An 11,914-nucleotide genomic window follows, 5' to 3' on the forward strand; every position below is an offset into this window, starting at 1 on the left:
CCCCCCCGACTGCGCGTAGTCCCGTGCACCTGCGTCCGATCGCCGTTGACAGGGAATACCCCATGTCCTCGGCGGCGCTCATTCAATATTGTGGAGTGACTCTGCACACGGCTAGGATCAGCGTCGGTGTGCCGGGAAGTCTGGTCGGCTGTTCCACAGCCCTGTCCCGATAACCCTAAGGACCCCCGTGTCTGAGACGTCAGGTTCCACGCCCCCAGGTTCCAGGCCCCCAGGTTCCACGGCCTGGAGTACCGAACTCACCCGGTACCTCCGGACCGAAACCATCGGCGGTTCGATCCTTCTGGCCGCCGCCGCGATCGCGGTCCTCTGGGCGAACTCACCGCTCTCACCGGCCTACGTCGCAGTGCGTGACTTCACCGTCGGCCCTGCCGCCCTCCACCTGAACCTCACCGTCGGTGCCTGGGCGCAGGACGGCCTGCTCGCCGTCTTCTTCTTCATCGCCGGCCTCGAACTCAAACGCGAACTCGTCGTCGGCGAACTCGCGGACCGGAGGAAGGCGTTGTTGCCGGTCCTCGCCGCGATGGGCGGGGTCGTCCTCCCTGCCGCTATCGCCGCGACCGTCGGATGGGGAACACCGGGGCTCGAACAGGCATGGGCAATCCCGGTGGCAACCGACATCGCGTTCGCGCTGGGAGTTCTCGCGCTCACCGGCTCCCGGATCCCCACCAGCGCCCGGGTGTTCCTGCTCAGTCTCGCCGTCGTCGACGACCTGATCGGGATCGCGCTGATCGCGATTCTGTTCACGTCGACGATCTCGCTGCTGTGGTTGCTCGCGACCGCGGCCTGCGCTGCCCTCTACTGGTTCGCCCAGCACCGTCGGATTACCACGCCCATGCTGTACGTGCCGCTGGCATTGCTGACCTGGTTCGCTGTGCACCAGTCCGGCATCCACGCAACGATCGCCGGGGTCCTTCTCGGGTTGCTCACCCGGGTACACGCCGATCCGGGGGAGGCCGCGGCCCCCGCCGAGCGACTCTCGCACCGCATCCAACCGTGGTCGGCGGGGCTGTGCGTGCCGCTGTTCGCACTGTTCGCATCGGGGGTTCCACTCGGCAGGGAAGCACTGGAGGCGGTGTTCACGACACCGGTGGGCCTGTCGATCGTGCTCGGTCTGCTCGTCGGCAAGATCGTCGGCATCTTCGGGACATCGTGGGTCGCGATCCGGCTTGGTATTGCGGTGCGGCCGACCGGCCTGCACTGGGGCGACCTGCTCGCATTGGCCGTCCTCGGCGCGATCGGATTCACGGTGAGTCTGCTCATCGCCGACCTCGCACTCGGGGACGGGGATCAGACGGACATCGCGAAAGCCGCGGTTCTCGTCACGTCGGCGATCGCATCGCTGCTGGGTTCGGCGCTACTGTTACGGCGTGGGCGAGTCCATCGCCGACCGGACGAGAACAGTGGAGGGGCCGACAAGTGAGCGTCACGAACGGAAACCGGAAGCCAGGCGACGGCGCACCGACCAGCATCTCGTCCATCCCGCTGACCGAAGTGCAGGCTCCGACCCCGAAGGACGCGAGCATCGGCGACCTTGTTCGCGACGCCACTGCGCAGGTATCGACCCTGTTCCGCGCCGAGGTCGAGCTCGCGAAGGCCGAGGTCACCGGCGAGGTCAAGAAGGGCTTGCAGGGCAGCCTGTTCTTCATCCTCGCGCTCGCAGTGCTGATCTTCAGTTCGTTCTTCTTCTTCTTCTTCCTCGCGGAACTACTCGACGTATGGGTTGCCCGATGGTTGGCCTTCCTGATCGTCTTCCTGATCATGGTGGCGGTGACGGCGCTCTTCGCCTTGATCGGCTATCTGCGGGTCCGCAAGATCCGCGCGCCGAACAAGACGATCGACTCGCTCAAGCAAGCCAAGGACGTCCTTCCGCTGCACGACGAGCACATCACCGCCGCCGCTCCTCGGCACGCGCGCTGATCTGCGGTCATGCTCGACACCGTGTCTCTTCCCGATCCGTCCACGGTCCGGTATCCCGGACCGTGGACGCACCGTGACATTCATGCGAACGGGATCCGCCTGCATGCCGTCGAGGCCGGTCCCGCCGATCCCGACGCCCCGCTTGTCGTGTTCCTGCACGGCTTCGCCGACCTGTGGTGGACGTGGCGACATCAGTTGACCGCGTTCGCCGAGGCCGGGTTCCGGGCCGTCGCGGTGGACCTTCGGGGTTACGGCGACACCGACAAACCGCCCCGCGGTTACGACGGCTGGACGTTGTCCGCCGACATCGCCGGACTCGTCCGCGCACTCGGATACACCGATGCGGTCCTCGTCGGGCATGCCGACGGCGGCCTGGTGTGCTGGGCCACCGCGATCCTGCACCCCGGATCGGTCCGCGCGATCGTGGTCGTCGACTCACCACATCCGATCTCGCTGCGTGACGCCACGCTGCTCGATCGGGCGCAGCGGAAGGCGTTGCTGCCGACCTTCCTCGCCTACCAGGTCCCGTGGCGACCCGAGCGGCTGCTCGTCCGCGACGACGGCGCCGAAGCCGAACGACTCCTGCGCGCCCGATCCGGGCCTGCCTGGCGGTCCTCCCCCGAGTTCGCCGAGGTCGCGCAGAAGCTACGTTCGGCGGTTCGCATCCCCGGTGTCGCCCACTCGGCACTGGAATACCAACGCTGGGCGTTCCGCAGTCAGTGGCGTCCGGACGGGCGCCGCTTCATCAAGGCCGTCGACGTGCCGTTGACACTGCCGATCCTGCAGGTGCACGGCGCGCAGGACCCGTACGTAGTCGCATCCACGGTGCGCCGCTGTTCGCAGTTCGCACCCGGCCGCATCCTGAAGTTCGTCGACGATGCCGGTCACTACCCGCATCAGGAGCAGCCCGAAACGGTCACCGGCATGCTGCTCGACTTCGCTGCCTCACTCTGACGGTCAGACGGTCAGACGGTCAGACGATGCAGGCACCGGTCTCGACCGCGGCAACCGACGATCCTGCCAGCGCGAGTTGACGGCTCACTTCGTCCGCGGTGAGCGCGAAGCCGGTGTCCACATCGTCGACGGCGGCACCGAACACCACACCGAGTACCCGCCCCTGCTCGTCGACGAGCGGCCCGCCTGAGTTGCCCTGCCGGATCGCACCGCGGACCGTGTACACCTCCCGCTCGACCGTTCCGGCGCGGTAGATGTCGGGGCCCTGCAGCTGCAGCGACTCTCGCACCCGAGCCGCGCTCGCCGTGTAGGGCCCGCCACCGGGATACCCGAGGACGATCGCGCTGGTTCCGGACTCGGCGGTGCCGTCCGCGAAAACGAGCGGGTCCGCGGTCAGGCCGGGCACTGCGAGGATCGCGACGTCGACGGCGGGATCGAACAGCACGACGTGTGCTTCGAGCGGCCCTTCGGCGGTCTCGACCGTCACTGCCGTTGTTCCCGCGACGACGTGCGCGTTGGTCATGACACGCTCGGGAGCGACCACGAACCCGGAACCTTCGAGTGCCTTCTGGCAGCTCGGCGCGATGCCGTTGATTCGCAACACGCTCGGGTGCAGGGCCAGCGGGATCGAACCGCCGAGCAACGCCGGGTCGGGCGGCTCGACTTCGGTGATCGGGGTACGACCGAACGGTCCGATCACCTCCGGCAGACCCGAGGTGTCCAGCAGCGCCGAGAACTCGCGTGGAATGCTGCGCATCCAGTCCGGCGCGACATCGTCGACCGTTCCGAGCACGTGGGAACCGCGAACCGCCGCGGACAGTTGCGTCTGGGTGGATGCGGTCAGCGGGATCGCCAGCAGCCACGCAGCGACGAGCACCGCACCGGCCTGCAGCGCCGCCCCGACCACGCTGTCGACACCGCGGGCAATCGGACTGTGCATGCCGCTGCGGGCGGCCCGGCCCAGCACCATTCCCGCAACCTCGCCGATGATCACCAGCACCACGATGAGAGCAACCCCGGCGAGCAGTCGCGTGTTGCCTTCGTCGACGTGCACCAGCACGTGCGGAGCGATGAGAATGCCGGCGACCGCGCCGAGAATCACCCCGAAAAACGCCAGTGCCGACGCGACCGCCCCCTGACGCAGTCCCGACGACACCGCGACCACGACCACCAGCACGATGATCAGGTCGATCCACCCCGATCCGGTCACGGTTCGACTACTCCTGTCTCCAATTCGGCGAGCGCGATATCGAAGTCGCGCACGTCCCGGTGATCCCACTCGATTTCCCAGCCCGAGACCGCGAACAGTCCGGCGAGCACCCCGGCGGTGAAACCCCACACCAGCATGCCGTCGACCTGGAATGCCGGCCCTTGGTAGCCACGTGAGTGCCGGACCTGGAAGCGGTTGTCCGGATCGAGGAGGTCCCGCAGCGGGACCCGCACGACCCGCGCCGCCTCACCCGGATCGACGACGCCGATCGGGCTCGGGCGCTCCCAGTACGCGACCACCGGTGTGACGTCGAACCCCGACGGCGGAATGAAAATTTCCGGCAGTACGGACAGCGGTCGCACCCCGGCCGGTACGAGCCCGGTCTCCTCCTGTGCCTCGCGGAGAGCGGTGCGGATCGGCCCGTCGTCTTCCGGGTCGGCGGCACCGCCGGGGAAGGCGACCTGACCGCTGTGCTGCCGCAGGGTCGGTGCGCGCTGGGTGAGAAGCACGTCTGCGTCGGCGGGCAACCCGCCGCGCGCGAGCGGGTCCGGGTCAGCGGAGCCGCCGAAAAGGACGAGGACCGCGGCGAGGCGCACGCTGCTGCCACGCGGGGGTCGCCGATCCAGGATCGGATTGAGGTCGTGCGGGTCGCCCGGTTCGAGCGTCGCCACACGCCGGAGCCAGTACGGCGTCATGCAATCACTCCCAGGTGCGTCTGGACGGCGGCAGCGATCTCGTCGACACTGCGAAACGGTTGCGGAAGGATCTTCGCGACCGACCCGTCGGGCCGGACGAGAACCGTCACCGGCAGTACCGGGGGCGCCCCCACCGCAGCCTGTACGCGCGCCGATCCGTCCTGCACACCGGGGGTGTGCACCCCGTATTCGGCGAGCCTGGACAACGCGTTCGATTCGCGGGGATCGGTGTGAACGGTGACGAGCGTGATTCGGTCGCCGGCGCGGCGCGCGTATTCCTGCAACACGGGCAATTCCTCGGCGCACGGCCCGCACCACCACGCCCACAGATTGACGATCGCGGGCCGGCCGGCCAGGGCTGCGGCCAAATCGACGGAACTGCCGTCACCCACGCATTCGAATGTCATTCCCGCGAGCGGGCCGGCCGGTTCGGTGCCGGTCGGCGCCGGGCACGGCTGCAGGTTCGCGGCGGCACGCAGCGGTGCCAATGTCTGCGCGTCGTCCTGTTCCTGCCGGTCCGTGGGTGCGGCGGTTCCGGGACGCTCGCCGGGATCTGTGGTGTCGGCGTCGCGCGGCCAGATCGCGACGATGAGGGCGACGACGACGACGAGGACTGCGAGGCTCCATCGCCCCGCGCTGGACGCTCTCACGTCACCGCCCGGCCAGTTCGAGCAGATGCTCCGTTTCCGGGCCTTTCACCAGGGCCGCAGCGGTCACCGGGTCGGTGGGGCCGATGCCGTAGGACGGGCAGTCCTTCGCGAGCACGCAGACGCCGCAGGCGGGCTTGCGGGCGTGGCATACCCGTCGCCCGTGGAAGATCACCCGGTGCGACAGCAACGTCCACTCCTTGCGTTCGATGAGGGCACCGACAGCGTGTTCGACCTTGACCGGGTCGGTTTCCTCGGTCCACTTCCAGCGGTTCACGAGGCGGCCGAAGTGTGTATCCACGGTGATGCCGGGCACGTCGAACGCGTTGCCGAGGATCACGTTGGCGGTCTTGCGTCCGATCCCGGGCAGGGTCACCAGGTCTTTCATTTTTCCGGGGATCTCACCGTCGAATCGTTCGAGCAGAGCCTGACCCAGCCCGATCAGCGAGTTCGTCTTGTTGCGGTAGAACCCGGTCGACCGGATGTACTCCTCGAGTTCGGTGCGGTCGGCCTCCGCGTACGCGCGGGCGTCCGGGAAACGAGCGAACAGCGCGGGAGTGACCTGGTTGACACGCACATCCGTGCATTGCGCGGACAGGATCGTCGCCACCGCCAACTCGAGCGGGGTGGTGAAATCCAATTCGCAGTAGACGTGTGGGAACGCCACGGCGAGCTGTCGATTCATGCGCCTGGCCCGGCGCACCAGCGCGAGCCGCGATTCCGGTACCCGAGCGCCTCGGGGCGCGCGGGAACGCCTCGTCGCTGGGCTGTCGGACGGGGTCGCATGCACCTGGACCACTGTACGTAAACGTCCGGATACGACTCCGGGACCGTGTCGCTTCTGAGACCTTTCCCGTGTTTACTTCCCGATATGCAAGCTCTTGCCGTCGTGCTCTTCCCGGTGCTGCTGATGTTGTTCGCACTGGCAATGGAGCGGGTCGAGTCGCGTTTGAGTCGCCTGTCGGTTCGCGAACAGGAGGTCGAGGACTTCCTCAGCCAAGCCGGCCAGGACGACGTCGCAACGCTGGCCAGGGAGGGTTTCCCTCATGCTCTCGCTCGTCTGCATCGCCGGCGACGAAACGGCGAAACCGTCCAGGTGACAGAGGGCACCTCGCTCGACGAGGACACCCGGCAGGCGAGCTGACACGGTGACCGGGCAGTAGCGTCCAGGATCGCACGAACCAGGCCACGACAGCCGGTTCGTGGTGTCAGTCACTCGTGCGCGCTGTACGCACAGTAGACTTTGAACCCGTACGCCTCGCAGGTGACCTGCCCGGGAAACCCGTAGACGTGCAGAACCGCACACGACGATGAGATTTCCCAAAAGGAGTGCACGTGGACGACGTCCTGGCCAGAGCAGGCATCTTCCAAGGAGTCGAGCCGTCCGCGGTGGCAGCGCTGATCAAGGAACTTCAGCCTGTCGACTTCCCCCGCGGACATGTCATCTTCAACGAAGGTGAACCCGGCGACCGCCTGTACATCATCGTCTCCGGGAAGATCAAGCTCGGCAGGCGCTCACCGGACGGTCGCGAGAACCTGCTCACGATCATGGGCCCGTCGGACATGTTCGGCGAGCTGTCGATCTTCGACCCGGGTCCGCGTACCTCCACCGCGACCACGGTGACCGAGGTGCGGGCCGTGAGCATGGATCGCGAGGCGCTCAAGGCGTGGATCGATCAGCGTCCGGAGATCGCCGAGCAACTGTTGCGCGTCCTCGCCCGCCGGCTGCGCCGCACCAACAACAACCTCGCCGACCTGATCTTCACAGACGTTCCCGGCCGTGTCGCGAAGGCGCTGCTGCAGCTCGCGCAGCGGTTCGGCACCCAGGAGGCCGGCGCTCTGCGGGTCACCCACGACCTCACGCAGGAAGAGATCGCGCAGCTCGTCGGCGCGTCCCGCGAGACCGTGAACAAGGCGCTCGCCGATTTCGCACACCGCGGCTGGCTGCGTCTCGAAGGCAAGTCCGCGCTGATCTCGGATTCGGAGCGTCTCGCGCGCCGCGCCCGCTGAACCTGTCACGAAAGCCGGGCCGTCGACGACGGCCCGGCTTTCGTCGTACCGGAGCTTTCGTTGTACCGGAGGATGTTTTCCGGACCTGTTCAGGTCAAGCTGCGCAGGTAGTCGAGTTGCACGTTGACTGATTTCTCGGCGGCGCCCCACAACGATCGATCGACGTCGGCGTAGACACGTTCGACGACGCTGCGCGCAGTGGCATCGTCGCCGAGAACCTGCAGCGCCGAACGGACCTGTTCGAGTCGTTCCTCACGGTGTGCGAGGTAGGCACGGGCGATGGGCGCGAGATCCGGATGTTCCGGGCCGTGACCGGGCAGCATCGTGTACCCGGCACTCAGGTCGAGCAGGCGCCGCAACGAACCGAGGTAGTCGCCGAGGTCACCGTCCGTGTCGTCGAGGACCGTCGTGCCACGGCCGAGGATGGTGTCGGCGGTGAGGACGCTGCGGTCGTCGTCGAGCACGAACGACAGCGAGTCCGCCGTGTGACCGGGAGTCGCGACCACACGGATCCGAAGTCCGGCCGCCTCGACGATCTCGCCGTCCTCCAGGCCGCGTCCGCCACCGTGCCGGTGTGTCGGTGAGACGGCGCGGACCGGGTTTCCGGTCAGCTCCGCGAACCGCTGCGCCCCTTCGGTGTGGTCGTAGTGCCGGTGGCTGATCAGGGTCAACGCGACGGGAACCTGCGCGATGCGGGCAAGGTGGGCTTCGTCGAGCGGACCGGGATCCACCACCACGCATTCGTCGTGGCCCGGTGCCCGCAGAATCCACGTGTTGGTGCCCTCGAGGGACATCACCGACGGATTCTCGGCGAGCACCACCGCCACACTCGGAGTGACCTGACGCATCTGTGCGTAGGCGGGGTGAACCAACGTCATGCTCGATCTCTTTCGTAACGACGGTGTGGTTCACCCCACTCTATCTACGTACGGCGCTCGCGCTCAGCGCACCTCGGCGATGAGTTCGACCTCGACGGGCGCGGCCAGCGGCAGTTCCGCGACCCCGACCGCCGAGCGGGCGTGCACCCCGGCATCCCCGAAAACCTCGCCGAGGAATTCGGAGGCGCCGTTGATCACACCGGGCTGCCCGGTGAAGCCGTCGGCAGACGCGACGAATCCGACGACCTTCACGATGCGCACCACATTGTCGAGTCCGACGAGCGCGTCGACCGCGGCAAGCGCGTTGAGCGCGGCAACGCGGGCAGCGGCCTTCGCGTCCTCGGCGGCGACCACGTCCCCGACCTTGCCGGTCAGCTCGAGCTTGCCGTCGACGAACGGAAGCTGCCCCGACGTATAGACATGGTTGCCGGTGCGCACCGCAGGCACATACGCGGCGACCGGCGCGGCGACCGCAGGCAGTTCGATGCCGAGTTCGACGAGCCGGGACGTCCAGGTTTGCTCTGTCACCGATTGTTCTGTCACCGATTGTTCTGTCACCGCGGTCAGCCCTTCGGCCGCTTCAGGTACGCGACGTGCTGCTCACCGGTCGGGCCCTGCAGCACCGTAACCAGCTCCCAGCCGTCGGAGCCCCAGGTATCGAGGATCTGCTTGGTCGCGTGCGTGAGCAACGGAACGGTCGCGTACTCCCAGGTGGTCGATTCGCTCATGTTGTTTCTCCTCTGTCGAGTGGCTGTCTGACACTATCGGGCGCACCCGTCGGGTTGTCACTTATAGGCTCACCCTTGTGGCAACACCGACAGCACAGTCCGGCGTCTGGCCGGCGAAAGCCGCGGAAGCGCGGTTGCACTTCGTGTCCGGCAAGGGTGGCACCGGGAAGTCGACGGTCGCGGCCGCCCTGGCACTCGTACTCGCGGCCGAGGGCCGCAAGGTTCTGCTCGTGGAGGTGGAAGGCAGGCAGGGCATCGCGCAACTGTTCGATGTTCCCCCGTTGCCGCCGGTCGAAACGAAGGTCGCGACCGCGGACGGCGGCGGCGTCGTGATGGCGTTGGCTGTCGACATCGAAGCGGCATTCCTCGAATATCTCGACATGTTCTACAACCTCGGTTTCGCGGGCCGGGCCATGCGTCGCATCGGTGCGGTCGAATTCGCGACGACCCTCGCGCCGGGACTTCGGGACGTCATTCTCACCGGCAAGATCAAGGAATGTGTGGTGCGCTCGGACGCTCGCGGCATGCGGGTGTACGACGCGGTGGTCGTGGATTCCCCGCCGACCGGCCGGATCGGCAGCTTTCTCGACGTGACAAAGGCCATGGCGGATCTCGCGAAGTCCGGCCCCATCCGTTCGCAGAGCGAAGGCGTGGTGCGGTTGCTGCACTCGGACGACACCGTCGTACACCTGGTGACGTTGCTCGAAGCGTTACCTGTGCAGGAAACTGCCGATGCCGTAGAGGAACTCGAGGCATCGGACCTACGGCTCGGCGCTGTGATCGTCAACCGTACGGTGCCCGAATATCTGCCGGCCGATCTCGTCGACGACATCGCCGACGGGCTCATCGACAGTGATTCGGTGCGCGCCGCATTCGGCCGAGTCGGGCTGACCGTGCCCGATTCCGACTTCGCCGGCATGCTCACCGAGACCATCGAGCATGCTTCGACGCTGAAGGCGCAGCAGGACAGCGCCACCCAACTCGACGATGTGAAGGTGGCACGGATGACTCTCCCTGCGCTGGCCGACGGTGTCGATCTCGGCGGGCTCTACGAGCTTGCTGAGATCCTCGGCGAACAGGGCGTCCGATGAGCGAAACACAGCTGACCGGAACGCACGGGCGCGATGCACGCGTCCTGGATTTCGGGCGGATCCTCACCGACCCGGACGCCCGCGTCATCGTGTGCTGCGGCTCCGGAGGTGTCGGCAAGACGACGACCGCGGCAGCGCTCGCGCTGCGCGCGGCCCAGCGCGGACGCAAGGTCGTTGTGCTGACGATCGACCCGGCCCGGCGGCTCGCCCAGGCGCTCGGTGTGGCGGCATTGGACAACAACCCGCAGCCTGTGACGCTCGGGCCTGACGCGACCGGCGAGTTGCACGCGATGATGCTGAACATGCGCCGCACCTTCGACGACATGGTGCTCGAGCATTCGGCGCCGGACAAGGCTCAGCAGATTCTCGACAACCCGTTCTATCGGACCGTGGCGACGTCGTTCTCCGGCACGCAGGAGTACATGGCGATGGAGAAGTTGGGGCAGCTCGCGGCGAGCGACTCGTGGGATCTCATCGTGGTGGACACACCTCCGTCGCGAAATGCCCTCGACTTTCTGGATGCACCGCAGCGTCTCGGCTCGTTTCTCGACGGCCGGATGATTCGCATGTTCACCGCGCCCGGCCGTGGCTTCGGCCGCTTGGTGACCGGAGCGATGGGGCTTGCCCTCAAGGCGGTATCGACGATCGTGGGCAGCCAAATGTTGTCCGACGCGTCCGCGTTCGTGCAGTCCCTCGATTCGATGTTCGGGGGGTTCCGTGAACGGGCGAACCGCACGTACCGTCTCCTGCAGCAGCCGGGGACGCATTTCGTCGTTGTCGCCTCGCCCGAACCGGACGCGTTGCGGGAAGCGGCCTTCTTCGTCGAACGGCTGACCACCGACGGCATGCCCCTGGCAGGGCTCGTCCTCAACCGGACCCATCCGACACTGTCGGCGTTGTCGGCCGATCACGCATCGACAGCGGCCGACGTTCTCGCCGAGCAGAAGCGTGACGACAACCAGCCCGCCGAAGCCCTGCTGCGGATCCACGCCCACCGGGCGGTGACCGCGAAGCGGGAACTGCACCTGCTCGGCAGGTTCACCGCCGCGCACCCCCGCGTTCCCTTGGTGGGGGTGCCGTCGCTGCCGTTCGAGGTGTCCGACCTCGAGGCGTTGCGTGCCGTCGGCGGCCAGCTGACCCGCGAAGGTTGAGCCGCGAAGCTCGAGCCAGGCCCTGCCGGCCGTCGATTGGTCGCCTGTGCTGTGGGTTTGCTGTCTAGACGGCGTTCTGGTGCTGACGTTGCGCTTCGAAGAAGTCGGCCCAGGACTCGACTTCGGGGTGCTGCTTGAGCAGCGCGCGGCGCTGGCGTTCGGTCATGCCGCCCCAGACCCCGAACTCCACACGATTGTCGAGTGCATCTGCACCGCACTGCTGCATCACCGGGCAATGCCTGCAGATGACTGCGGCCTTGCGTTGTGCCGCACCTCGCACGAACAGCTGGTCGGGATCCACTTCTCGGCACCGTGCCTGGGTCACCCAGGCGATGCGCGCTTCTGCTTGGTCTACGTCGAGTCGGGTTGTCAGAGTCGCTATGTGCATTCAGTTGCCCCTTTGCTCACCGAACCCCACCCTGCGGAGTTCCGGAAGTTCACGCGAGCCGACCGCGTAGCGCCTACTGCGTAGCATCGGTAGTCGGCATCACGTTCCCGTTGAGGTGTTACCTGCATCACACTGATGTCTCAATCTAGGTAAAGAGTCCCCAGCGCGCAAGGCGAACAAACACTTTTCTGGTACGCCCGTCCATACCTGCACGTCGGAGGAGT

The 11,914-nt window shown here is 67.0% G+C and carries 15 protein-coding genes; 7 read left to right on the top strand and 8 right to left on the bottom strand.

Annotated features, from left to right (window positions below; translation table 11 throughout):
* Positions 1–283: 283 nt before the first annotated feature.
* Genes nhaA through WAX14_RS01845 form a run of 3 tightly spaced genes read left to right on the top strand, consistent with a single transcriptional unit; the run spans position 284 to position 2,892 of the window.
* Positions 284–1,441 carry a Na+/H+ antiporter NhaA gene (gene nhaA / locus WAX14_RS01835; RefSeq protein WP_422626413.1) on the top strand — a complete coding sequence of 386 codons (1,158 nt, stop codon included), beginning with the start codon at positions 284–286 and terminating at the stop codon, positions 1,439–1,441.
* Positions 1,438–1,938: a phage holin family protein gene (locus tag WAX14_RS01840; protein ID WP_422626391.1), complete on the top strand. Its 501-nt coding sequence runs from the start codon at positions 1,438–1,440 to the stop codon at positions 1,936–1,938. Before nhaA ends, WAX14_RS01840 begins: the two co-directional genes overlap by 4 nt.
* A 9-nt stretch (positions 1,939–1,947) precedes the next feature.
* Positions 1,948–2,892, top strand: coding sequence for an alpha/beta fold hydrolase (locus WAX14_RS01845; RefSeq protein WP_422626392.1), 945 nt, complete (start codon positions 1,948–1,950; stop codon positions 2,890–2,892).
* 19 nt (positions 2,893–2,911) lie between these two features.
* Here the strand turns inward: WAX14_RS01845 and WAX14_RS01850 are convergent, their stop codons facing one another.
* From WAX14_RS01850 to nth, 4 genes are read right to left on the bottom strand one after another with little or no spacing between them, the layout of a single operon-like run.
* On the bottom strand, positions 2,912–4,102 hold the full coding sequence (locus WAX14_RS01850) for a MarP family serine protease (protein WP_422626393.1): 1,191 nt from the start codon (positions 4,100–4,102) through the stop codon (positions 2,912–2,914).
* Positions 4,099–4,797, bottom strand: coding sequence for an NUDIX hydrolase (locus WAX14_RS01855; protein ID WP_422626394.1), 699 nt, complete (start codon positions 4,795–4,797; stop codon positions 4,099–4,101). The genes WAX14_RS01850 and WAX14_RS01855 overlap by 4 nt, the downstream gene beginning before the upstream one ends.
* Positions 4,794–5,447, bottom strand: a complete 654-nt coding sequence (locus WAX14_RS01860; RefSeq protein ID WP_422626395.1) for a TlpA disulfide reductase family protein — start codon at positions 5,445–5,447, stop codon at positions 4,794–4,796. The genes WAX14_RS01855 and WAX14_RS01860 overlap by 4 nt, the downstream gene beginning before the upstream one ends.
* 1 nt (position 5,448) lies before the next feature.
* Positions 5,449–6,243 carry an endonuclease III gene (nth, locus tag WAX14_RS01865; protein ID WP_422626396.1) on the bottom strand — a complete coding sequence of 265 codons (795 nt, stop codon included), beginning with the start codon at positions 6,241–6,243 and terminating at the stop codon, positions 5,449–5,451.
* A gap of 72 nt (positions 6,244–6,315) precedes the next feature.
* Here nth and WAX14_RS01870 point away from each other — a divergent pair, with 72 nt between their 5' ends.
* Both WAX14_RS01870 and WAX14_RS01875 read left to right on the top strand, forming a co-directional pair.
* Positions 6,316–6,588 carry a hypothetical protein gene (locus tag WAX14_RS01870; protein ID WP_422626397.1) on the top strand — a complete coding sequence of 91 codons (273 nt, stop codon included), beginning with the start codon at positions 6,316–6,318 and terminating at the stop codon, positions 6,586–6,588.
* 191 nt (positions 6,589–6,779) lie between these two features.
* Complete coding sequence (locus WAX14_RS01875; RefSeq protein ID WP_422626398.1) at positions 6,780–7,454, top strand: Crp/Fnr family transcriptional regulator; 675 nt, start codon at positions 6,780–6,782, stop codon at positions 7,452–7,454.
* 89 nt (positions 7,455–7,543) lie between these two features.
* Here the strand turns inward: WAX14_RS01875 and WAX14_RS01880 are convergent, their stop codons facing one another.
* The 3 genes from WAX14_RS01880 to WAX14_RS01890 all read right to left on the bottom strand — a co-directional run bounded on the left by WAX14_RS01880 (position 7,544) and on the right by WAX14_RS01890 (position 9,060).
* Entirely contained in the window at positions 7,544–8,332 is a 789-nt protein-coding gene (locus tag WAX14_RS01880; RefSeq protein WP_422626399.1) for an MBL fold metallo-hydrolase, read from the bottom strand.
* A 63-nt stretch (positions 8,333–8,395) separates the two neighbouring features.
* Positions 8,396–8,860, bottom strand: a complete 465-nt coding sequence (locus tag WAX14_RS01885; protein ID WP_422626400.1) for a RidA family protein — start codon at positions 8,858–8,860, stop codon at positions 8,396–8,398.
* Positions 8,861–8,895: 35 nt separating this feature from the next.
* Positions 8,896–9,060, bottom strand: a complete 165-nt coding sequence (locus WAX14_RS01890; RefSeq protein WP_330150203.1) for a hypothetical protein — start codon at positions 9,058–9,060, stop codon at positions 8,896–8,898.
* Between the two features lie 77 nt (positions 9,061–9,137).
* On the opposite strand from WAX14_RS01890, the gene WAX14_RS01895 reads away from it, so the two are divergent.
* Positions 9,138–10,151: an ArsA-related P-loop ATPase gene (locus WAX14_RS01895; protein WP_422626401.1), complete on the top strand. Its 1,014-nt coding sequence runs from the start codon at positions 9,138–9,140 to the stop codon at positions 10,149–10,151.
* Positions 10,148–11,302 carry an ArsA family ATPase gene (locus WAX14_RS01900; protein WP_422626402.1) on the top strand — a complete coding sequence of 385 codons (1,155 nt, stop codon included), beginning with the start codon at positions 10,148–10,150 and terminating at the stop codon, positions 11,300–11,302. The genes WAX14_RS01895 and WAX14_RS01900 overlap by 4 nt, the downstream gene beginning before the upstream one ends.
* Before the next feature lie 64 nt (positions 11,303–11,366).
* On the opposite strand, the gene WAX14_RS01905 is transcribed toward WAX14_RS01900, so the two are convergent.
* The gene (locus WAX14_RS01905; RefSeq protein WP_422626403.1) at positions 11,367–11,690 is read right to left on the bottom strand and encodes a WhiB family transcriptional regulator; all 324 of its coding nucleotides are present in this window, start codon (positions 11,688–11,690) and stop codon (positions 11,367–11,369) included.
* Positions 11,691–11,914: the final 224 nt, after the last annotated feature.

This window comes from Rhodococcus sp. (in: high G+C Gram-positive bacteria), assembly GCF_049299235.1.
Taxonomy (GTDB): Bacteria; Actinomycetota; Actinomycetes; order Mycobacteriales; family Mycobacteriaceae; genus Rhodococcus.